The organism is Seohaeicola sp. (genome assembly GCF_048006315.1).
In the GTDB taxonomy this organism is placed as follows: Bacteria; Pseudomonadota; Alphaproteobacteria; order Rhodobacterales; family Rhodobacteraceae; genus Seohaeicola.
Genome location: NZ_CP180350.1, coordinates 3466270 through 3486227, shown reverse-complemented (window position 1 = coordinate 3486227; position 19958 = coordinate 3466270). Strand labels below are relative to the sequence as shown.

Below are 19958 nucleotides of genomic sequence, written 5' to 3'. Positions count from 1 at the left end.
CCCCCCTTGCGCCATGTCAGCGCCGCGCATCGCGGATCAGGCGCAGGATATCCTGCGCGGCCTCGGGGATATTCGTGCCGGGCCCGAAGATCGCCTTGACCCCTGCCGCCTTGAGGAAGTCGTAATCCTGCTGCGGGATGACCCCGCCACAGATCACGATGATGTCACCGGCATCCTTGTCCTTCAGCGCCTGGATCAGCTGCGGGGCCAGCGTCTTGTGACCTGCCGCCTGGCTGCTGATCCCAACCACATGCACGTCATTGTCGACGGCATCCTGCGCGGCCTCTTCGGGCGTCTGGAACAGCGGGCCCACATCCACGTCAAATCCGATATCGGCAAAGGCCGTGGCGATCACCTTGGCACCGCGGTCATGCCCGTCCTGGCCCATCTTGACCACCAGCATGCGGGGGCGGCGCCCCTCTTCCTCGGCGAAGGCCTCGACCGAGGCCTGGATCGCGGCAAAGCCCTCATCCCCTTCATAGGCGGCGCCGTAGACACCTGCGAGCGTCTTCACCTCGGCCCGGTGCCGTCCGAAGATCTTTTCCATGCTCATGCTGATCTCTCCCACAGATGCCCTTGCGCGGGCCGCCTCGACCGCAGCTTCCAGCAGATTGCCGCCTTCTGCCGCGCGGCGCTCCAGTTCGGCCAGCGCCGCCTGGCAGGCGGCCTCGTCGCGGGTCGCGCGGATCTTTTCCAGCCGGGCAATCTGGCTGGTGCGCACGGCGGCATTGTCGATATCGAGGATGTCGATCGGGTCTTCCTTGTCCTTGCGGTACTTGTTGACGCCGACGATCACCTCTGTGCCGCGGTCGATCCGGGCCTGGCGTGTCGCCGCCGTCTCTTCGATCCTCAGCTTGGGCATGCCGCTGGCCACGGCCTTGGTCATGCCGCCCATCGCCTCGACCTCCTCGATCAGGGCCCAGGCCTTTTCGGCCAGCTCATGGGTCAGGCTTTCCACGTAGTAGCTGCCAGCCAACGGGTCGATCACATTGGTGACGCCGGTTTCTTCCTGCAGGATCAACTGGGTGTTGCGCGCAATGCGCGCCGCGAATTCGGTCGGCAGGGCAATCGCCTCGTCCAGCGCGTTGGTATGCAGGGACTGCGTGCCCCCCAGCACGGCCGACATCGCCTCGTAGGCGGTGCGGATCACGTTGTTGTAGGGGTCCTGTTCCTGCAGGCTGACACCGCTGGTCTGGCAATGGGTCCGCAGCATCGAGGATTGCGGGTTCCTGGGTTCGAATTCGGCCATGATCCGGTGCCACAGCAGGCGTGCGGCGCGCAGCTTGGCCGCTTCCATGAAGAAATTCATCCCGATGGCAAAGAAGAACGACAGACGTCCCGCGAACTTGTCCACATCCATGCCCGCCGCGATCGCGGCACGCACGTATTCGCGCCCGTCCGCCAGGGTATAGGCCAGTTCCTGCACCAGGTTCGCGCCCGCTTCCTGCATGTGATAGCCGGAGATCGAGATCGAGTTGAACTTGGGCATCTCGTCCGAAGTATACTGGATGATGTCCGAGATGATCCGCATCGAAGGCTCGGGCGGATAGATATAGGTGTTGCGGACCATGAACTCCTTGAGGATGTCGTTCTGGATGGTGCCCGACAGCACCGCGCGGTCATGGCCCTGCTCTTCGCCGGTCACGATGAAATTGGCCAGGATCGGGATCACGGCACCGTTCATCGTCATCGAGACTGACACCTTGTCCAGCGGAATGCCGTCGAACAGGATCTTCATGTCCTCGACGCTATCGATGGCAACACCCGCCTTGCCCACATCGCCCACCACGCGCGGATGGTCGCTGTCATAGCCGCGATGCGTGGCCAGATCGAAGGCCACCGACACCCCCTGCTGACCGGCCGCCAGCGCCTTGCGATAGAAGGCGTTCGATTCCTCGGCGGTGGAAAAGCCCGCATATTGCCGGATGGTCCAGGGCCTGCCGGCATACATCGTGGCCTTGACGCCACGGGTGAAGGGGGCAAATCCCGGCAGGCTGCCCAGATGCGGCAGCGCCTGCACGTCCTCTTCGGTATAAAGCGGCTGCACCTCGATCCCTTCGAGGGTCTTCCAGGTCAGGTCTTCGATCGGTCTTGCACGCAGCTCCTTCTGCGCCAGGTCACGCCACGCGTCCTTCTTGCTGGTCATCGTCTAGTCCTCTTGTCAGTGAATCGCGCTGCGGAGTTGTCCCCGTCTGATCGCGCGTCTTTTCGGTTACAAGTCTGGCCAGGCCATCGGCCCCGGAGGCCAACCAGAACAGATCGTCCTGATAGGCCTCGCGCAGCCGCGCCCGCTGTGTCGCATCGAACGGCTCGTAGCGCCCCTCGTCGGGACCAAGCTGCGCCGGATCCTCGCCGCGCAGGGCAAGAACCTGCCGCAGCGCCGCAAGGTCCGGTCCGCGGTTCAGCCAAAGCCGGTGTTGCTGGGTCGGCGCGGCCCAGTCGGCCGCCGTCATGATCTCCAGCCGCCGCTCGGGCATGCCGCCGAAGGTTTCGTGCGGCAGCACCAGCAATTCGACACCCGGCAAGGCGCAGGACAGATCGGTGATCACCTCGCGCCAGCTGCGCGGCTGCTGCGCGACCGCCTCCAGATAGGCGGGATCCGGCAGCGCATGACCGCGGCCGATGCCGAATGCCAGCGCCGAGGACCAATAGCTGTCCAGACAGCGGATCGACAGGACCACCCGCGTGATGCGCCCGCCAAAGGCCGCCGCATGCCGCGCCATCCGTTCGCCCGCACCGCGATAGAGCGCCGTATCGCGCAGATTGCGCCGCGGTGCGCCGATGATGTTCTCGTCCGTCACGATCAGCTGGCGCATGCCGTTCAGCTGGATGCGGTCGATCTGCAAGGCGATCCGCCCCTTGGCAAGGCGCGCCTGCCGTTCCAGCCGGGGCGATCCGTTCACCGGCACGATCCCCGAAAACAGCCCGCGACGCGTGCGCATCGGCCCCCAGAAGCACAGACCCCGGTCTTCCAGCGCGGTCGCATTGGCGCGCAGATAGGCCTGAAAACTGGTCGATGCGGTGCGATGTGCCCCGATATGAAGAATGATGTCCATCGGACTGCAAGCCTTGTGCGAGGGGGCCATGACGAACCACCCGGAGGGAAAGAACCGCCCCGATCATCGTCCCGCACCCGTCACCAGGTCTTTAACATCGAAAAACTTTAGCCCCTCCCGTCGAAAGCCATTCGCATTTGGCAATCCACCGCCTATATCTGACAGGACAGGAGGCCGCATGAAAAACATATTCGCCCTTGTAATCGCAGGATTATTGGCCTTTCCGGCGGGTGCCGCAGATACCGCCGAAGGACCGCCCGCATTGCCCCTGGTCCAGGGAAGTGATGTGGATTTGAGCGAATTTTTATGGACAAAAAGGCCGATCGTCGTCTTTGCCGACACGCCGAACGACCCGCGCTTCATCGAGCAGATGAATTTCCTGAACGCCGACATCCCGGCGCTTTTGCTGCGCGACATCGTCGTGCTGACAGATACCGATCCCGCCGCGCGGTCCGATCTGCGCCGCAAACTGCGCCCGCGCGGGTTCATGCTGGTGCTGATCGACAAGGATGGCGGCGTCAAGCTGCGCAAGCCCGCCCCCTGGGACGTGCGAGAGATCTCGCGCAGCATCGACAAGTTCCCGACACGGCAGCAGGAAATCCGCGAGAGCCTGGGCAAGGAATGATCCGGCCCCCGCAACGCCACGCGCAGCTCCCCCCCACGGGGGAGCGATGCGCGCGCGGCATGTGCATGGGCGCGGGTCATGGGATCACTCGAACTCCATGATCACGGCATCCACGGCCAGGCTGTCGCCGGGGGCCGCGTTGATCTTGGCGACCACGCCCTTGCGTTCGGCGCGCAGGATGTTCTCCATCTTCATCGCCTCGACCGTGCACAGCGCCTGACCGTCCTGCACCTCGTCGCCCACCTCGACATTGATCTTCACGATCAGGCCGGGCATCGGGCAAAGCAGCAGCTTGGATGTGTCGGGCGGCGTCTTCTCGATCATCAGCCCAGCCAGTTCGGCCTGGCGCGGGGTGCGCACATGCACCTTCAGATCGGCGCCACGCGACCGGATGCGGAACCCGCCCGAGATCTTGCCGACCTTCAGCACCAGAGGCTCTCCGCTGACATCCAGCGTGGCCAGCTGATCGCCCGGCGTCCAGTCGCTGGTCACCCGCAATTCCGAACCGTCGTCGAAACAGACGGTCGATCCGCCATGGTCGGCCTTGATCGTCACCGGGTACCGGTGCCCCTGCAATGACACCACCCAGTCGCTGCCGACCTTGCGTTCATGGTTGTCCATCCGCCCCGACACGCGCGAGCGCCGGATCTCGGCCACCCGGTGCATCGCGGCACAAGACGCCGCGATCCGCCGCAGTACATCATCGGGAAGGGCCACGCCGTTGAAGCCTTCGGGGAATTCCTCGGCGATGAAGGCGGTGGTGATGGTGCCGGCCACGAATTTCGGATGATCCATCACCGCGCTCAGGAACGGCAGGTTATGCCCGATCCCTTCCACCTCGAACCCGTCAAGCGCGTTGCGCATGGCCTCGATCGCATCGGACCGCGTCGGTCCCCATGTGCAGAGCTTGGCGATCATCGGGTCGTAATACATGCTGATCTCGCCGCCCTCATAGACGCCGGTATCGTTGCGCACCACATGGCCGGGCTCGGCCACTTCGGCAGGCGGGCGATACCGCGTCAGCCGCCCGATGGAGGGCAGGAAGTTGCGATAAGGGTCTTCGGCATAAAGGCGGCTTTCCATCGCCCAGCCATTCAGCTTGATGTCCGCCTGCTTGAGGGCCAGCGCCTCGCCGTAAGCCACGCGGATCATCTGTTCCACCAGATCGACACCCGTGATCAGTTCGGTCACCGGATGTTCCACCTGAAGGCGCGTGTTCATCTCGAGGAAGTAGAAGTTGCGCTGCCCGTCGACGATGAATTCCACAGTACCCGCAGAGGTATAGCCGACCGCTGCGGCAAGGGCGCAGGCCTGCTCGCCCATGGCCTTGCGCGTCGCCGCATCCAGGAAGGGGCTTGGCGCCTCTTCGATGACCTTCTGGTTCCGGCGCTGGATCGAACATTCCCGCTCGCCCAGGTAGATCGTGTTTCCGTGGCTGTCGGCCAGCACCTGGATCTCGATATGGCGGGGCTGGGTCACGAATTTCTCGATGAAGATCCGGTCATCACCGAAAGAGCTGGCCGCCTCGTTCTTGGATGACTGGAAGCCTTCGCGCGCTTCCTCGTCGTTCCAGGCGATGCGCATGCCCTTGCCGCCGCCGCCCGCCGATGCCTTGATCATCACCGGATAGCCGATCTCGCCCGAGATTTTCACCGCCTCGTCCGCATCCGCGATCAGGCCCATGTAGCCGGGCACCGTGGACACGCCCGCTTCGGCCGCGATCTTCTTCGAGGTGATCTTGTCGCCCATCTTCTCGATCGCGCCGACGGGCGGCCCGATGAAGGCAACGCCGGCCGCGGCCAGCGCCTCGGCGAACTTGCTGTTCTCGGACAGGAAGCCATAGCCCGGATGGACGGCTTCCGCGCCGGTCTGACGGATCGCCTCCATCACCTTGTCGATCACGATATAGGATTGGTTCGCGGGTGCCGGCCCGATATGCACCGCCTCGTCGGCCATCTGCACATGCAGCGCCTGCCGGTCGGCATCGGAATAGATGGCGACCGTCTTGATCCCCATCTTGCGGGCGGTCTTGATGACGCGGCAGGCGATCTCGCCCCGGTTCGCGATCAGGATCTTCTTGAACATTTCAGGTCCCTTCTTGTTCTTGGCCGCGGGCACAGCGCCCCGCGGGAGTCGGTTCTTCGGACAGCAAAAAACCACCGGCCCACGTCAGGGTCCGGTGGTCTGTTTCGGATAGGATGGGCGCGCGCGGGATCAGCCGCGCGACGGCATCAGCAGCGCGATGGGTACTGACGGCAGTAAAGCACGTTGGCCGCGCCGCCGACGACTGCGCCGGTGACCGGGTTGCCATCCAGCACGACAGCCGCGGCCGTGCCTGCGCCCGCGCCGATGAGCCCCTGCTCAAGCGGCGAGTCGCCACAACCTGCAAGTGCAAGGGCGCAAGCTGCGCCGGCGATCCATTTGGTGAACTGCATCCTTGAGTGCCTTCCTTTTCAAGCGGTCTTCCTTGCGCGCAAGATGGCAGGATCGGCTGAAAGATCAACGCCGCAGACGCGCGGACAGCCAGACTGGCGGTCCTCCGCCTATCGGACAAATACCGGTTTTCAAAAAGGAGAAACGCGGGTGGAGCGCCTGGGGGACGGGCACTCCACCCGTCAAGGGTAGGGTAACGGTTCAGGCTGCCAGACCTGAGACGTAGAGCAAAGGTAACCACTACGTCCCGCAGACTGCCGCATGACCCGCGCTGCGCCAAGATGGATTCCGGCACCATGAAATCTTGGGCGTTTTCCCGCCCAAGTGGATCATTCAGGTGCAGAAATCCGCCGATCATTCTTCGAATACCTCGGGGAACGAAGCGCGCGCCGCAGCCTCGTCGATCACCAGAAGAGCATCGTAGCTGGCGGGATCGAAAGGATCGGTTGCGGGAATGACCTCGCGGCCGAAAAGCCAGCTCAGCCGGCCTGCATCCAGGTTGCCGCGCTCGAACGGTTCATCACCGAAATGATCCCAGAGGGCGGCCATGAACACCGCATCGGCGTGCCGATCCACGGCCTTGCGGTCGCGGTAACGCTCGCGCCGCGTCAGGGGCGTCACGCCCTTGGGGTTCGCGCGGCGGATGGTGAACTGGAAATCAGACCCCGGAAGCCGCCCCGGAAAGCCGCGATGCTTCAGCATGGGCCGACCCTCCCGCCGGTTGCCGTGATCGCCCCGCGCACCGCAAGGGTGGCGCGGTTGGAAGGGACCGGCCCGGACGCCAGGCGTCCTGCAACCGGTCCCGATCCCGATTTACTTGTATTTGCCGGTGTAGCTTGGCTCGACCGAGATGGGCTCGGGATCGACCACGACGAATTCTTCTTCCTTGGGCTGCGAGCAGGCGGCCACGAGGGCAACCATGCACAGAGCCAGCATGCTCGTGATGTTCTTCGACATCTGTTTCTCCTGTTACTTGTTCCTGACAGAACGCCGGAAACCCGGACGACCTGCCTCTTGCACGAGGTAATGATCACTTGGGCGTGACCATCTGCGATCATACCGGAACGCATGGGTGAAACATATCCGGCGCCGCGAAAGAGGCCCGGCTGTGTCGGAAAAGACTCAGATTCACGAACGAATGAGGTCCGCCCCGCAAGATATTGTGGATGCATCAAAATTCCTCCCAGATGCAGCGGCCGTCGCGGATCGCGAATGTCTCGAAATACTGCACTGTGCCGGGGTCGGATTGACCGAATTCCAGCGGCTTGTCCATCAGCGAGACGATGACCTGCGAGACCTGCTCGCCCGCATCGGACAGCATCGGCAGGGCTTGCGCCTCGCACAGAACGACGAAATCCTGCTGCACGCTGTCGAAATCCGCAGTCTCGGCCAAGGCCGGCATGACATAGCGGAACCGGGCCCAGCGCGCACCGTCCGGCTGCACCTCCACGAACCCTTCCATCAACCCGGCCTCTAGGCCTGAGGGCAGTTGCACTCCCGTTCCGGCGGCCATTGCCGCCCCCGGTGCAAAGCCAAGCGCCGCCAAGGCGGCAATCGCGCCGATCCGCATCATGTCCGCACCTGCGCATGCCGGATCCAGCGCTGGCGGGATGCCGGATCTGCCAGAACCTCGGCCAGGGCGGATTGCGCCCAGGACAGCGGCGCCGCCGCATCCAGCGCGCCGCCCGCGGTGACATGCATCCCATCCGCCCTCTGTTCCAGCCTGACGGCAGGCACGAAACCGCGCAGCCTTTGCAGGCGGCGCCAGACATCCTGGCGGATCTGGTGGGCCAGACGCGCCCGCGCCAGCACGCGGCCGGACGTCGGCAGCACCGTGCAGGCCGAAAGATCGAAGCGCACGGGCACGCGCCGCGTCAGGGTCAGCACCGGACCCTCCCGCAGCAGGTGCCAGCCGTCCCGGCCTTTCCCCCGCACATGTTCCGCAGCCCCTGACATCTGGCGCAGCCCCTCCTTGATCCTGGCGAAAATTCTCGATGTTTCCGGACCTGCCCGCACGCCTCCTCGCGCGCGGGCAAGCCTCTCGTCCCGCCTTACAGCGGGATGTTGTCGTGCTTCTTCCAGGGATTCGTCAGCTTCTTGCTGCGCAGCGCCGCAAAGGCGCGCGCCACCCGGCGGCGCGTGCTGTGGGGCTGGATCACCTCGTCGATGAAGCCACGCTCGGCGGCCACGAAGGGGTTGGCGAAACGATCCTCGTAATCCTTGACGCGCCCGGCGATCTTTTCGGGATCGTTCAGCTCGCTGCGATAAAGGATCTCGGTCGCGCCCTTGGCGCCCATCACGGCGATCTCGGACGTCGGCCAGGCATAGTTGATGTCGCCCTGCAGGTGCTTGGAGGCCATGACCACGTAAGCGCCACCATAGGCCTTGCGGGTGATCACCGTGACCTTCGGCACCGTCGCCTCGCCATAGGCGAACAGAAGCTTCGCACCATGCTTGATCACGCCGTTGTATTCCTGCGTCGTACCGGGCAGGAAGCCGGGCACATCCACCAGGGTCAGGATCGGGATCTCGAACGCGTCGCAAAAGCGCACGAAACGCGCGGCCTTGCGGCTGCTGTCGATATCCAGGCAACCGGCCAGAACCATCGGCTGGTTCGCCACCACGCCCACGCTCTGCCCTTCCAGACGGATGAAGCCGGTGATGATGTTCTTGGCGAAATCCTCCTGGATCTCGTAGAAATCACCCTCGTCCGCGATCTTCAGGATCAGCTCCTTCATGTCGTAGGGCATGTTGGGATTGTCCGGCACCAGCGTATCGAGGCTCATCTCGACGCGGGCGGGATCGTCGAAGAACGGGCGCACGGGGGGCTTTTCGCGGTTGTTGAGCGGCAGGAAATCCACAAGGCGGCGCACTTCGCTGAGGGCTTCGACATCGTTCTCGAAGGCACCGTCGGCGACGCTCGATTTCTTGGTGTGGGTCGAGGCGCCACCAAGTTCCTCGGCGCTCACGACCTCGTTGGTGACGGTCTTGACCACGTCGGGCCCGGTCACGAACATGTAGGAGCTGTCCTTCACCATGAAGATGAAGTCCGTCATCGCAGGGCTGTAGACCGCGCCACCCGCGCAGGGGCCCATGATCAGGCTGATCTGCGGCACCACGCCCGAGGCGAGGATGTTGCGCTTGAAGACCTCGCCATAGGCGGCCAGCGAACTGACCCCCTCCTGGATGCGCGCGCCACCCGAGTCGTTGATGCCGATGACCGGCGCGCCGTTCTGCACGGCCATGTCCATGATCTTGCAGATCTTGGCGGCATGGGTTTCGGACACCGATCCGCCCAGCACGGTGAAATCCTGGCTGAACACATAGACCATGCGCCCGTTGATCGTGCCCCAGCCGGTCACGACGCCATCGCCGCGCGGCTTGCTGGCCTCCATCCCGAAATCGGTGCAGCGATGGGTCACGAACATGTCGTATTCCTCAAAGCTGTCCTCATCCAGCAGCAGCTCCACGCGTTCGCGCGCGGTCAGCTTTCCCTTGGCGTGCTGCGCATCGATCCGAGCCTGACCACCGCCCAGGCGGGCCGTGTTGCGCCGCTCCTGGAGTTCCTGAAGGATATCTTTCATCGCCACTTCCCTGCTGCTGGCCTTTCGCGTCGCGCGCGGTCCAGGCCTGTCTGTTCCCGATGGCCGCCCGGCCCCGCGGACGCCCCTCCATCCAGCCGGTATAGGGGCAGGCAAGGCAGGCGCAAAGCAGATTTCGGCAAATTTGCAAATAATTGGAAAGCACTACGCTGCGAATTGCAAAATAGCAAATTCAACCATCTATTGAATGGACTTCCCCCAAGGCGCGCCCTACCCCTTTGGACATGCAAGACCCCAAACCGGTCCGCTACCTGGACCGCTCCACCGCACCTCATGTCTCGACGCTGATCCTGCTGGCAGGCATCTCGGCCATGGCCATGAACGTGTTCCTGCCATCGCTGCCGGGCATGGCCGCGCATTTCGAGGTGGATTACAGCGTGATGCAGCTGTCCGTTGCCACCTATCTGGCAATGAACGCAGTCCTGCAGGTCCTGATCGGGCCGGTCTCGGACAAGATCGGGCGCCGCCCCGTGATCCTGTCGGGCGTGATCCTGTTCTGCCTGGCGACCATCGGTTGCCTTCTGGCCCCGAACGCCACCGTTTTCCTGATCTTCCGGTCCCTCCAGGCCGTTATCGCCGTCGCCATGGTCCTCAGCCGGGCGGTGGTGCGCGACATGTACAGCCAGGACCGCGCAGCTTCGATGATTGGCTATGTCACGATGGGCATGGCCGTGGTGCCCATGGTGGCCCCCGCGATCGGCGGCATCCTTGAAGACGCCTTCGGCTGGCGCGCGAATTTCCTGATGCTGCTGGCGTGCGGCCTTGTGGTTCTGGCGATCAGCTGGCGGGATCTGGGTGAAACCAGTGCACCGACCGAAAATTCACTGCTGCAGCAATTCCGCGAATATCCTGAACTTCTGAAATCGCCGCGTTTCTGGGGCTACTGCCTGGCGTCGGCTTTCGGATCGGGGGCTTTCTTCGCCTATCTGGGCGGCGCGCCCTTCGTCGGAACAGAGGTCTTTGGTCTGACACCCAGCCAGCTTGGCCTTTACTTTGCGGCCCCCTCGATCGGGTATTTCCTGGGCAACTGGGTCACCGGCCTGCTGGCGGCACGAAAGGGCGTCAACACCATGGTGCTCTGGGGAACGCAGATCTCGACACTGGGCATGGGCCTGTCGCTGATCGTCAGCTATGGCGGCCATTCCAGCCCGCTGGTTTTCTTCGGCTTCATGAGCCTTGTGGGTATCGGCAACGGCATGACCATCGCCAATGCAACCGCCGGCATGCTGTCGGTGCGCCCCCATCTGGCGGGCACCGCATCGGGCCTTGGCGGCGCGATCATGATCGGGGGCGGCGCGGGCCTTTCGGCCCTGGCAGGTGCCCTTCTGAAACCGGGGCGGGGCGAATTTCCGTTGGTCTGGATCATGTTCGTGACCTCGGTGCTGGCCGTGATCGCCATCCTCTACGTCATCCGGCGCGAGCGACAGCTGGGCCTCTGACGCCGCTTGCCTCCACGGCTTTGCAAAGCTACGCTGGATGGGTCGCGACAGTTTGCAAAGACACCCAGATGGCCACGCAGAAACTCTATGCCGGTGCGAAACTGCGCGAAACGCGGCAGCGCCTTGGCCTGACCCAGAAGGAATTTGCCGGCAAGCTGGGCGTCTCGCTTCCCTATCTGAACCAGATGGAGAACAACAATCGCCCCGTGTCCACGGGTGTGGTGCTGTCACTGGCGCAGGAATTCGGCTTTGACGTCACCGAACTCAGCACCGGCGACAGTGAACGGCTTGTCTCGGACATGCGCGAGGCGATGGCCGACCCCGTTTTCGCCGAAAATGCCCCCCCGCTGGCCGACCTGCGCCTGACCGCCTCGAACGCGCCCGCGCTGGCGCGCGCCTTTCTCGACCTGCACCGCGCCTATCGCCAGACCCACGAGCGGCTGGCCTCGCTGGACGAGGCCCTGGGCCGCCAGGATGCCCGCACCCAGCCGTCGCCATGGGACGAGGTCCGAGACTTCTTTCACTATTGCGACAATTACATCGACGCCGTGGATCGCGCCGCCGAGCGTTTCGCGAACCAGGCGGCCGGCAAAGGGATCCGCGCCCATGCCCTAAGCACGCTGGAAGATAGCGGGATAAGTGTCTCGTTTCAGGATATTTCCACGATCCGCCACTTCGATCCAACCAGCCGTCGCCTGACCCTGTCATCGCGCGCGCAACCGGAAACCCAGGGATTCCAGCTGCTGCTGCAACTTGCCCTTATCAAACAGGATGCCCTGATTGAGGCAACACTGGACCTTGCCCGGTTCCAGTCGGAACAGGCCCGCGCCATCGCCAAGATCGGACTTGCAAATTTCTTCGCCGGCGCGGCGCTGATGCCTTACGGCGCGTTTCAGACCACAGCCCATGAAACCCGCCACGACCTTGAACTGCTGGCCCATCGCTTCGGCGCCTCGATCGAACAGGTGGCGCATCGCCTGTCGACCCTGCAACGACCGGGCGCCAAGGGCATCCCCTTCTTTTTCGTGCGCGTCGATCAGGCCGGCACGATCACCAAGCGGCATTCGGCCACGCGGCTGCAATTCGCCCGTTTCGGCGGGGCCTGCCCGCTGTGGAACGTCCACCGCGCCTTCGAGACCCCGGGCCGCTTTCTGCGCCAGCTTGCGGAAACCCCGGATGGCGTGCGCTACATCAGCCTTGCGCGGGACGTGTCGAAACCGGGCGGCAGCTTTGGCGCACCGACCCGGCGTTTCGCCATCGCTCTGGGCTGCGAGGTGCGACATGCAGCGGATCTTGTCTATGCGGACGACATGGACCTTGCCAATCCGCGCGCATTCGAGCCGATCGGCATCTCCTGCCGGATCTGCGAACGCAAGGATTGCCATCAGCGTTCGGTTCCGCCGCTGGAACGCAGGCTCAGCATCAATTCCGACGAACGCGGCGTCTTGCCCTATCGGGTTGACTGAACAGGAAAAGGCGCGGAAGTTTCCCCCGCGCCCGGTTCCACAGATCGCGATCTGCTCAGTCCTTGAGATACCCGTAGATCTGGTCTTTCAGCGATGCGCGTGTCTTGCGCATCTCGACTTCCGCCAGTTCCTCGACCGGTTCGACATTGGTCTCGGCCCGGTGAACGGCGCGGTTGATCTTGTGATATTCCTCGGCAAGGCGCGCGAAATGCCCGTCCGACAGCTTCAGCGCGGCAATGCGGGCCGCATGTTGGGGGAACTCGTCCTGCAGTTCATGGGGTGTGTTGGACATCGCGCCTGTCTCCTTCAAGTTGCGTTGCCCGACCCTAGCCCGCCGCTTGGCCCTGCACCTTGAGACAGATCAAACTGCGCCGCGGCATCACGACATCTCGGCGCCATATTCCAGAACGATCGGCACGATGATTTCTTCCTCATCCATCAGGTGCCGGTCCAAGAATGTCTTGAACCCTTCCTGCGCCGCCAGCAACCGGCCGGCCTCGTCGCGCGCCGTCTGACCCTGCTGCAAGGCCCGCAGCACCAGGTTGGTATGATCCGCAAGACTGTTCAGATGATGGTCCAGCGCATGATGGTCCGCATCAAGGATCTCGAAGGCCTGTTCCAGCCGCGCATCCATCGCCATGAACTGCGGAAAATAATGCTGATCCTCGATCTGGTGATGCCCGTGCAACTGGTTCAGGAAAAACCCGGTATAGCGGGACAGTTCCGGGCCATAGCGCGTGGCCTTGCCGTCAAGATGCGCCTGGGTGTCGCCGATCACCTTGTCCAATACCTGCCTGAACATCAGGTGCCGCTCCAGCCAGAAGGACGTCAGATCGTTGAAATTCATATGCCCGCGCCATTCTGCGCGCGGATAGCGATCGGCCAGCACCCGCAGATGCGCCGGCAGGCCCTTGCGGGTCTCGATGGAAATGGGCTCTGTCATGGGGACGAAGATAGCCGCCTTGCGCCAGAAATACAGCCCATCCCGATGCACAATGGATGTGCGTGATCTGAACCTCTCAGGCGGCTTCTTCTTGCCTGAAGTATCCTCGGGGGGGATGGTCGGCCGCAGGTCGGCCATGGGGGGCAGACAGCCCCCCGCGCGGCGGGGATCAGCGGCGCGCGGCGCGCCACCCGGCCGCCTCGGCCTCGGTCGCCGAACAGAACCACCGCTCGCCCTGCGCGGTATTGATCCGGGTCCGGTCATAATGCTCCTGCCCCGGACGATGATAGATTCGCTCGCCCTTGGCCGAGATATTTCCCTTGATATTGCAATCGCTTGCAACCTGCTGCTGCGGCGCGCGCGCAGCGGGCTGCCCGTTTTGCCGATAGGCCGCGGGATTTTGCACATTCATCGCCCAGAGACCACGATCCGCCACAGCGGCCTGTTTCTCGATCAGATCGTAATCCATCGCATAGCGCCGGTAGGCGAAAGCCAGCCCCTCGGCGACAAGGGTGGCGCCCATGTCTTCGCCCCCCACCATGCAGCGCGCCACCGTCCGTCCATAGCGATCCTGGTCAAGCGGCGTACAGACTGCCTTGCGCCCCTGGTAACGGGCCCGGACCTCGCGGCTGACCCATGCCCCGCAATCCCAGGATTTGCCCTGTTCGGTGCTGCAGGTCTGGCTGGATTCGGGTGCGTCGATACCGTGCAGGCGCACCCGTGTGCCTGCGACCTCGATCGTGTCCCCATCGATCACGCGGATCGTGCCTGTCACCGATCCCGCCATCGCGAGTGACGCAATCAGCAAGCCGACAGCGAAAATAAGAAGAACCACGATCCTTGACATGCACCCGATATCAAACGGAATTCCAGCCGGTGCAACCCAAAGTTTAACAATTCGTTAACATTCATTAACCAACTGTGAAGTAGACGACATATGCAAGCCGCCGCAGGCTTATCGCTGGGTCGCCTGCCAATCGGGATGAATCCATGGCAGGTGATTGTCCGAGGGCAGCGGATCACGCCCCAGCAGGTGATCGCTGACCTTCTCGCCCACCATGATCGACGGTGCGTTCAGATTGCCGTTGGTGATACGCGGGAAGATGCTGCTGTCGGCCACGCGCAGCCCCTCGACCCCGATCACGCGGGCCTGCGGATCCACGACGGCATCCGCATCATCGGCGCGCCCCATCCGGCAGGTGCCGCAGGGATGATAGGCGCTTTCGGCATGCTCGCGGATGAAATCATCCAGCTCCGCATCGCTCTGTACCGCCGCACCGGGCTGGATCTCGTGTTTCACGAAAGGTTTGAACGCCTCCTGCCCGAAGATCTCGCGGGTCAGGCGGATGCATTGGCGGAATTCCCACCAATCCTGCGGATCGGACATGTAGTTGAAACGGATCACGGGATCGGCCGCAGGATCGCCCGAGCGCAGCGTCACCGCGCCGCGCGAGGCGCTGCGCATCGGGCCGACATGGGCCTGGAAGCCGTGCCCCTCGGCCGCGACCTTGCCATCGTAGCGCACGGCGATGGGCAGGAAATGGAACTGGATATCGGGATAGTCGATACCGGCACGCGACCGGATGAAGCCGGCGCTTTCGAACTGGTTGCTGGACCCCAGCCCGGTGCCGGTGAACAGCCATTGCGCGCCCACAAGCGCCTTGCCCCAGAGGTTCCAGTACTTGAACAGGCTCACGGGCTGGCTGGCCGCCATCTGGATATAGAGTTCCAGGTGATCCTGAAGGTTGGCGCCGACTCCGCGCCGGTCGGCCACCACGTCGATCCCGTGGTCACGCAGATGGGCGGCCGGACCGATGCCGGACAGCATCAACAGCTTGGGCGAATTGATTGACGAGGCCGCCAGCACCACCTCGCGCCGCGCGCGGATCACCTCGCGGGTGCCGCCGCGCGTCACCTCGACGCCCACGGCGCGGCCATTCTCGATCACCACGCGGCGCGCGAAGGCGCGGATCAGGGTGCAATTGGCCCGCTTGAGGGCCGGTTTCAGATAGGCATTGGCCGCCGACCAGCGCCGCCCACGGAACACCGTCTGCTCCATCGGGCCGAACCCCTCCTGCCGTTCGCCGTTGTAATCCTCGGTCACGCCATAGCCGGCCTGACGGCCCGCCTCGACAAAGGCATGAAACAGCGGGTTCTTGCGCGGCCCGCGCGTCACATGCAGCGGCCCGTCCGTGCCGCGCCATCCCGCCTGCCCGCCATGGGAATGCTCCATCCGCCGGAAATAGGGCAGCACATCGGCATAGCCCCAGCCATCCGCGCCCTGGTCGCGCCAGTGGTCGTAGTCGCGCGCGTGACCGCGCACATAGACCATCCCGTTGATGCTGCTGGAGCCGCCGATCACCTTGCCGCGCGGCACCGCCAGCCGGCGGTTGTTCAGGTTCGGCTCGGGCTCTGACCGATAGCCCCAGTCATAGCGGCGCATGTTCATCGGATAGGACAAGGCCGCCGGCATCTGGATGAACGGCCCCGCGTCCGAGCCGCCATGCTCGATCACCAGCACGGAGGCGCCCGCCTCGGCCAGCCGGTAGGCCATGGCACAGCCCGCGCTGCCCGCCCCCACGATCACGAAATCCGCTTCCATCGTCACTGTTCGTCGTCCTGTCCGTCTCAATGATCACCCGGCCCCGATCCGCCATGCCGGCGTGGGGTGGGCGGGTGGGAACGCCGGCATGGCGGCCCCGGTTGCCTGTCAGAATGGCGCCTCGACCCGGCCCATGCGCACGAAGACCGATTTCAGCTGGCTGTAATGCGCGATCGCCGCCTTTGCGTTCTCGCGTCCCACGCCCGACATCTTGGTCCCGCCGAAAGGCACTTCGACAGGGGCGTCGTTATAGGTGTTGATGTAGCAGGTCCCGGCCTCCATCCGCGCCACCACACGATGCGCGCGGGTCAGGTCGCGGGTGAAAACCCCCGCCGACAGGCCGAATTCGGTATCGTTGGCGCGGGCGATGACCTCGTCCTCATCCTCGAAATCCAGCACGCACATCACGGGGCCGAATATCTCCTCGCGGGCGATGGTCATGGCGTCCGTCACATCGGCGAAGACCGCGGGCGTGATCCAGAACCCGTCCTTGTCAAGCCGCTTGCCGCCGCAAACCAGCCGCGCGCCCTCCTCGACACCCTTGGCGATGTAGCGCTGCACGATGCTCAACTGTCCCTCGGACACCATCGGGCCGAAATTCGTGGCCTCGTCCAGCGGGTCGCCGATGACCGCATCGGCCAAGCGTTCCGCAAGCCGCGCAAGAAAGGCCTCGCGGATGCCTTTCTGCACGAAGACCCGCGTGCCGTTGGAACAGACCTGCCCGGAGGAATAGAAATTCCCCAGGATCGCGCCACCGACCGCATCCTCCAGATCGGCATCGTCAAAGATGATCAGGGGCGATTTGCCCCCCAGTTCCATCGTGACATGTTTCATGCCATCCGCCGCCGCCGCATAGACCTTGCGCCCTGTCGGCACCGATCCGGTCAGCGACACCTTGTTGACGCGCGGATCCGTTACCAGAGAGGCCCCTACCGCCCCGCGCCCCTGCACCACGTTGTAAAGCCCGGCAGGCAGGCCGGCCTCGTGCAGGATTTCCGCGATCTTCAGCGCGCAAAGCGGCGTGGTTTCCGACGGCTTGAAGATCATCGCATTGCCGCAGGCCAGCGCGGGCGCGCCTTTCCAGCAGGCGATCTGGGTGGGATAGTTCCAGGCCCCGATCCCGACGCAAAGACCCAGCGCCTCGCGCACGGTATAGGCCCAGTTCTCGCCAAGCGGGATATGCTCGCCCGTCAGGCTGGCGGCCAGCCCGCCGAAATATTCCAGCGCATCGGCACCGCTGGTCGCATCCACGTAAAGCGTTTCCGACAGCGGCTTGCCGGTGTCATGGCTCTCGAGGATGCTGAGTTCGCGATTGCGGGCGCGGATCATGTCCGCAGCACGGCGCAGGATGCGGCCCCGCTGCACGCCCGGCAGCGCGGACCAGGCCTTCTGTGCGGCGCGGGCGCTGCTGATCGCCTCTTCGATGACCGCGGGCGTCGCCTCGTGGACCCGTGCGATGATCTGGCCCGTGGCGGGATAGATCACGTCGATCGGCGCGCCGGCTGTGTCTTCGACGTAGCGGCCGTTGACGAAATGGCTGGCGGTGGGCTGTGTCGGGTAACTGGTCATTTTGAGTGTTTCCGGCAAAGTGAAAGGATTGTGTCGTGACAGGGATCGCGCGGCGTCATTCCCCGCGCGGAAAGCGTTTGCTTTCCTCGAGGATGTTGAGGTCCATGTGGTTGCGCATGTAGCGTTCGGATGCCTTTTGCAGCGGCTGGAAATCCCAAGGGTAATAGCCGCCCTGGCGCAGCGCCTCGTAAACCACCCAGCGGCGGGCCTGGCTGATCCGCACATCGGCATCGTATCGCGCAAGGTCCCACCGCGCCTCGGACTTGGCGCGCAGTGTTTGCAGCGTGCCCTGATGCGCGGGATCGGCCGCAAGGTTGTGCAGCTCGTGCGGATCGGCCTCGATGTCGAACAGCATCTCGGGGTCCAGCGCGCAGCGCGTGTATTTCCAGCGGCCATAGCGCAGGCAGACCAGCGGCGCCTCGGAGGCCTCGGCGGCGTATTCCATGGCCACAGGGCTGGTGCGGTCGAACCCCTTGGCCAGCGGCACAAGGCTTTCACCCGTGGTCCATGGCATCACCTCGTCCATGCTGACACCGGCCAGGTCGCACAGGGTCGGACAGACGTCGATCGTGCTGACGGGCTGGTCGATCCGCCCCGCCGGCAGGCCGGGCGCCGCGACCATCAGGGGCACGCGGGCAGACCCCTCGAAAAAGCACATCTTGTACCACAGCCCCCGCTCGCCCAGCATGTCGCCGTGATCGCTGACAAAGACCACGACGGCCTGCTGGCGTGTCGCCTCGAGCGTGGCGAGAATCTCGCCGATCTTGTCGTCGAGATAGGAGATATTCGCGAAATAGGCGCGCCGCGCACGGGCCACCATCGCGTCGGTCAGGTCATAGGACCGCCAGTCATTGGCGTCGAAAATGCGTTTGGAATGGGCATCCTGCTGCGCATAGGGGATCGGCCCCACCTCGGGCATCAGATGGGCGCAATCGGCATAGAGATCCCAGTATTTCCGGCGCGCCACATAGGGATCATGCGGATGGGTGAAGCTGACCGTCAGGCACCAGGGCCGCGCATCGCCACCGCGCGACAGGTCATAGATCTTCTGCACGGCCTGATGGGCGACATCGTCGTCATATTCCATCTGGTTGGTGATCTCGGCCACGCCCGCGCCGGTCACGCTGCCCATGTTGTGATACCACCAGTCGATCCGCTCGCCGGGCTTGCGATAGTCGGGCGTCCAACCGAAATCAGCCGGATAGATATCCGTGGTCAGCCGCTCTTCGAACCCGTGCAGCTGATCGGGTCCGACGAAATGCATCTTGCCGGACAGGCAGGTGTAATAGCCCGCGCGCCGCAGGTGATGCGCATATGTCGGAATGCTCGAGGCGAATTCGGCCGCATTGTCATAGACCCCCGTGGCACTGGGCAGCTGGCCGGACATGAAGCTCGCGCGCCCCGGCGCGCAGAGCGGCGAGGCCGTGTAGGCATTGGCAAAGCGCGCTGACCGCGCCGCCAGCGCCTTGAGGTTGGGCGCGTGCAGCCAGTCCGCAGGACCATCCGGGAACAGCGTTCCGTTCAACTGGTCGACCATGACGATCAGGATATTGGGCCGCGCGCCGACCTGAACATGCGCATCCCTCATACCGCACCCCTCTGGATTTCAAGGTCAAGACAGCCCAGCACGCTATCGACGGCCTTGCCCGCATCGGGCTGCCCCAGCCCCAGCGACTGGCGCAGGTAGACCCCGTCGATCAGGGCCGCGATCCGGTCGGCCACCACGGGCGCGCGCGCACCCACAAGCGGACGCAGATCGTGGGTCAGGTTCGACCGCAACCGCCGCTGATAGACCGACAGCAGCTTGCGCGCATCGCTCGACACCTGGGCCAGGACATAGAAGTTCAGCCAGGCCGCCACCACGTCGCGGCGAAAGTTGCTGCCGGCGAAACTGGCGCGCACCACGGCCTCGAGCCGGGCGCGCGGACCCGTGGCCATCGCCAGCGCCCCGCGCACGCCCGCGGCATAGACCGTCAGCGTATGGCGCATGGCGGCAAGGAAAATCTGCTCTTTCCCACCGAAGTAATGATGGGCCAGCGCCGATGACATGCCCGCCCGCCGCGCGATCTGCGCCACGGTCACGTCGAGGGACCCGGTACTGCCGATCTCGGCGATTGTCGCTTCCACCAGGGCGGCGCGGCGTATAGGCTCCATCCCGAGCTTGGGCATGGTTTTCTCCAATAAACTTGCCCCGAGACGCTAAATGCTTTTTTATTGACTCGT

General features: G+C 64.2%; 19 protein-coding genes. 3 read left to right on the top strand and 16 right to left on the bottom strand.

Going from position 1 to position 19958, the window contains the following annotated elements:
- Positions 1–16 precede the first annotated feature (16 nt).
- Positions 17–2146, bottom strand: a complete 2130-nt coding sequence (gene scpA / locus ACMUJL_RS17290) for a methylmalonyl-CoA mutase (protein ID WP_068289659.1) — start codon at positions 2144–2146, stop codon at positions 17–19.
- Positions 2118–3056, bottom strand: a complete 939-nt coding sequence (locus ACMUJL_RS17285; protein ID WP_375572169.1) for a hypothetical protein — start codon at positions 3054–3056, stop codon at positions 2118–2120. Before ACMUJL_RS17285 ends, scpA begins: the two co-directional genes overlap by 29 nt.
- 178 nt (positions 3057–3234) lie before the next feature.
- Here ACMUJL_RS17285 and ACMUJL_RS17280 point away from each other — a divergent pair, with 178 nt between their 5' ends.
- Entirely contained in the window at positions 3235–3681 is a 447-nt protein-coding gene (locus ACMUJL_RS17280) for a DUF4174 domain-containing protein (protein WP_068289654.1), read from the top strand.
- Positions 3682–3765: 84 nt separating this feature from the next.
- Here the strand turns inward: ACMUJL_RS17280 and ACMUJL_RS17275 are convergent, their stop codons facing one another.
- From ACMUJL_RS17275 to ACMUJL_RS17245, 7 genes are all read right to left on the bottom strand, one after another.
- A complete protein-coding gene (locus tag ACMUJL_RS17275; protein ID WP_068289651.1) occupies positions 3766–5766 on the bottom strand; it encodes an acetyl-CoA carboxylase biotin carboxylase subunit in 2001 nt (666 codons plus the stop codon).
- A gap of 146 nt (positions 5767–5912) precedes the next feature.
- Complete coding sequence (locus ACMUJL_RS17270; RefSeq protein ID WP_068289650.1) at positions 5913–6116, bottom strand: hypothetical protein; 204 nt, start codon at positions 6114–6116, stop codon at positions 5913–5915.
- Between the two features lie 352 nt (positions 6117–6468).
- Positions 6469–6816 carry a hypothetical protein gene (locus tag ACMUJL_RS17265; RefSeq protein WP_068289648.1) on the bottom strand — a complete coding sequence of 116 codons (348 nt, stop codon included), beginning with the start codon at positions 6814–6816 and terminating at the stop codon, positions 6469–6471.
- A gap of 111 nt (positions 6817–6927) precedes the next feature.
- Positions 6928–7071 carry a hypothetical protein gene (locus ACMUJL_RS17260; RefSeq protein ID WP_162841188.1) on the bottom strand — a complete coding sequence of 48 codons (144 nt, stop codon included), beginning with the start codon at positions 7069–7071 and terminating at the stop codon, positions 6928–6930.
- 214 nt (positions 7072–7285) lie between these two features.
- Positions 7286–7687, bottom strand: a complete 402-nt coding sequence (locus tag ACMUJL_RS17255) for a DUF6497 family protein (protein WP_375572173.1) — start codon at positions 7685–7687, stop codon at positions 7286–7288.
- A complete protein-coding gene (locus ACMUJL_RS17250) occupies positions 7684–8070 on the bottom strand; it encodes a hypothetical protein (protein WP_375572175.1) in 387 nt (128 codons plus the stop codon). The genes ACMUJL_RS17255 and ACMUJL_RS17250 overlap by 4 nt, the downstream gene beginning before the upstream one ends.
- Before the next feature lie 95 nt (positions 8071–8165).
- Positions 8166–9698 (bottom strand): acyl-CoA carboxylase subunit beta, encoded by a 1533-nt coding sequence (locus ACMUJL_RS17245; protein ID WP_375572177.1) that lies wholly within the window; start codon positions 9696–9698, stop codon positions 8166–8168.
- Positions 9699–9940: 242 nt separating this feature from the next.
- On the opposite strand from ACMUJL_RS17245, the gene ACMUJL_RS17240 reads away from it, so the two are divergent.
- Together ACMUJL_RS17240 and ACMUJL_RS17235 are read left to right on the top strand one after the other, a co-directional pair.
- Positions 9941–11155, top strand: a complete 1215-nt coding sequence (locus ACMUJL_RS17240; RefSeq protein ID WP_068289643.1) for a multidrug effflux MFS transporter — start codon at positions 9941–9943, stop codon at positions 11153–11155.
- A 68-nt stretch (positions 11156–11223) separates the two neighbouring features.
- The gene (locus ACMUJL_RS17235) at positions 11224–12621 is read left to right on the top strand and encodes a helix-turn-helix domain-containing protein (RefSeq protein WP_375572179.1); all 1398 of its coding nucleotides are present in this window, start codon (positions 11224–11226) and stop codon (positions 12619–12621) included.
- Between the two features lie 55 nt (positions 12622–12676).
- Here the strand turns inward: ACMUJL_RS17235 and ACMUJL_RS17230 are convergent, their stop codons facing one another.
- From ACMUJL_RS17230 to betI, 7 genes are all read right to left on the bottom strand, one after another.
- Entirely contained in the window at positions 12677–12913 is a 237-nt protein-coding gene (locus ACMUJL_RS17230; RefSeq protein ID WP_068294689.1) for a YdcH family protein, read from the bottom strand.
- An 87-nt stretch (positions 12914–13000) separates the two neighbouring features.
- Positions 13001–13564, bottom strand: coding sequence for a hemerythrin domain-containing protein (locus ACMUJL_RS17225; protein ID WP_068294693.1), 564 nt, complete (start codon positions 13562–13564; stop codon positions 13001–13003).
- A 169-nt stretch (positions 13565–13733) separates the two neighbouring features.
- On the bottom strand, positions 13734–14411 hold the full coding sequence (locus tag ACMUJL_RS17220; RefSeq protein ID WP_375572182.1) for a thermonuclease family protein: 678 nt from the start codon (positions 14409–14411) through the stop codon (positions 13734–13736).
- 108 nt (positions 14412–14519) lie between these two features.
- Positions 14520–16166 carry a choline dehydrogenase gene (betA, locus tag ACMUJL_RS17215; RefSeq protein WP_375573846.1) on the bottom strand — a complete coding sequence of 549 codons (1647 nt, stop codon included), beginning with the start codon at positions 16164–16166 and terminating at the stop codon, positions 14520–14522.
- 108 nt (positions 16167–16274) lie between these two features.
- Entirely contained in the window at positions 16275–17735 is a 1461-nt protein-coding gene (gene betB, locus ACMUJL_RS17210; protein ID WP_375572184.1) for a betaine-aldehyde dehydrogenase, read from the bottom strand.
- 55 nt (positions 17736–17790) lie between these two features.
- A complete protein-coding gene (gene betC / locus ACMUJL_RS17205) occupies positions 17791–19323 on the bottom strand; it encodes a choline-sulfatase (protein WP_375572186.1) in 1533 nt (510 codons plus the stop codon).
- Positions 19320–19904 (bottom strand): choline-responsive transcriptional repressor BetI, encoded by a 585-nt coding sequence (betI, locus tag ACMUJL_RS17200; RefSeq protein WP_375572188.1) that lies wholly within the window; start codon positions 19902–19904, stop codon positions 19320–19322. Before betI ends, betC begins: the two co-directional genes overlap by 4 nt.
- Positions 19905–19958: the final 54 nt, after the last annotated feature.

What these genes read in the sequence shown, in the direction of transcription:
- scpA (WP_068289659.1), bottom strand. Translation starts at nt 2,146, where the DNA reads ATGACCAGCAAGAAGGACGCGTGGCGTGACCTGGCGCAGAAGGAGCTG.
- ACMUJL_RS17285 (WP_375572169.1), bottom strand. Translation starts at nt 3,056, where the DNA reads ATGGACATCATTCTTCATATCGGGGCACATCGCACCGCATCGACCAGT.
- ACMUJL_RS17280 (WP_068289654.1), top strand. Translation starts at nt 3,235, where the DNA reads ATGAAAAACATATTCGCCCTTGTAATCGCAGGATTATTGGCCTTTCCG.
- ACMUJL_RS17275 (WP_068289651.1), bottom strand. Translation starts at nt 5,766, where the DNA reads ATGTTCAAGAAGATCCTGATCGCGAACCGGGGCGAGATCGCCTGCCGC.
- ACMUJL_RS17270 (WP_068289650.1), bottom strand. Translation starts at nt 6,116, where the DNA reads ATGCAGTTCACCAAATGGATCGCCGGCGCAGCTTGCGCCCTTGCACTT.
- ACMUJL_RS17265 (WP_068289648.1), bottom strand. Translation starts at nt 6,816, where the DNA reads ATGCTGAAGCATCGCGGCTTTCCGGGGCGGCTTCCGGGGTCTGATTTC.
- ACMUJL_RS17260 (WP_162841188.1), bottom strand. Translation starts at nt 7,071, where the DNA reads ATGTCGAAGAACATCACGAGCATGCTGGCTCTGTGCATGGTTGCCCTC.
- ACMUJL_RS17255 (WP_375572173.1), bottom strand. Translation starts at nt 7,687, where the DNA reads ATGATGCGGATCGGCGCGATTGCCGCCTTGGCGGCGCTTGGCTTTGCA.
- ACMUJL_RS17250 (WP_375572175.1), bottom strand. Translation starts at nt 8,070, where the DNA reads ATGTCAGGGGCTGCGGAACATGTGCGGGGGAAAGGCCGGGACGGCTGG.
- ACMUJL_RS17245 (WP_375572177.1), bottom strand. Translation starts at nt 9,698, where the DNA reads ATGAAAGATATCCTTCAGGAACTCCAGGAGCGGCGCAACACGGCCCGC.
- ACMUJL_RS17240 (WP_068289643.1), top strand. Translation starts at nt 9,941, where the DNA reads ATGCAAGACCCCAAACCGGTCCGCTACCTGGACCGCTCCACCGCACCT.
- ACMUJL_RS17235 (WP_375572179.1), top strand. Translation starts at nt 11,224, where the DNA reads ATGGCCACGCAGAAACTCTATGCCGGTGCGAAACTGCGCGAAACGCGG.
- ACMUJL_RS17230 (WP_068294689.1), bottom strand. Translation starts at nt 12,913, where the DNA reads ATGTCCAACACACCCCATGAACTGCAGGACGAGTTCCCCCAACATGCG.
- ACMUJL_RS17225 (WP_068294693.1), bottom strand. Translation starts at nt 13,564, where the DNA reads ATGACAGAGCCCATTTCCATCGAGACCCGCAAGGGCCTGCCGGCGCAT.
- ACMUJL_RS17220 (WP_375572182.1), bottom strand. Translation starts at nt 14,411, where the DNA reads ATGTCAAGGATCGTGGTTCTTCTTATTTTCGCTGTCGGCTTGCTGATT.
- betA (WP_375573846.1), bottom strand. Translation starts at nt 16,166, where the DNA reads ATGGAAGCGGATTTCGTGATCGTGGGGGCGGGCAGCGCGGGCTGTGCC.
- betB (WP_375572184.1), bottom strand. Translation starts at nt 17,735, where the DNA reads ATGACCAGTTACCCGACACAGCCCACCGCCAGCCATTTCGTCAACGGC.
- betC (WP_375572186.1), bottom strand. Translation starts at nt 19,323, where the DNA reads ATGAGGGATGCGCATGTTCAGGTCGGCGCGCGGCCCAATATCCTGATC.
- betI (WP_375572188.1), bottom strand. Translation starts at nt 19,904, where the DNA reads ATGCCCAAGCTCGGGATGGAGCCTATACGCCGCGCCGCCCTGGTGGAA.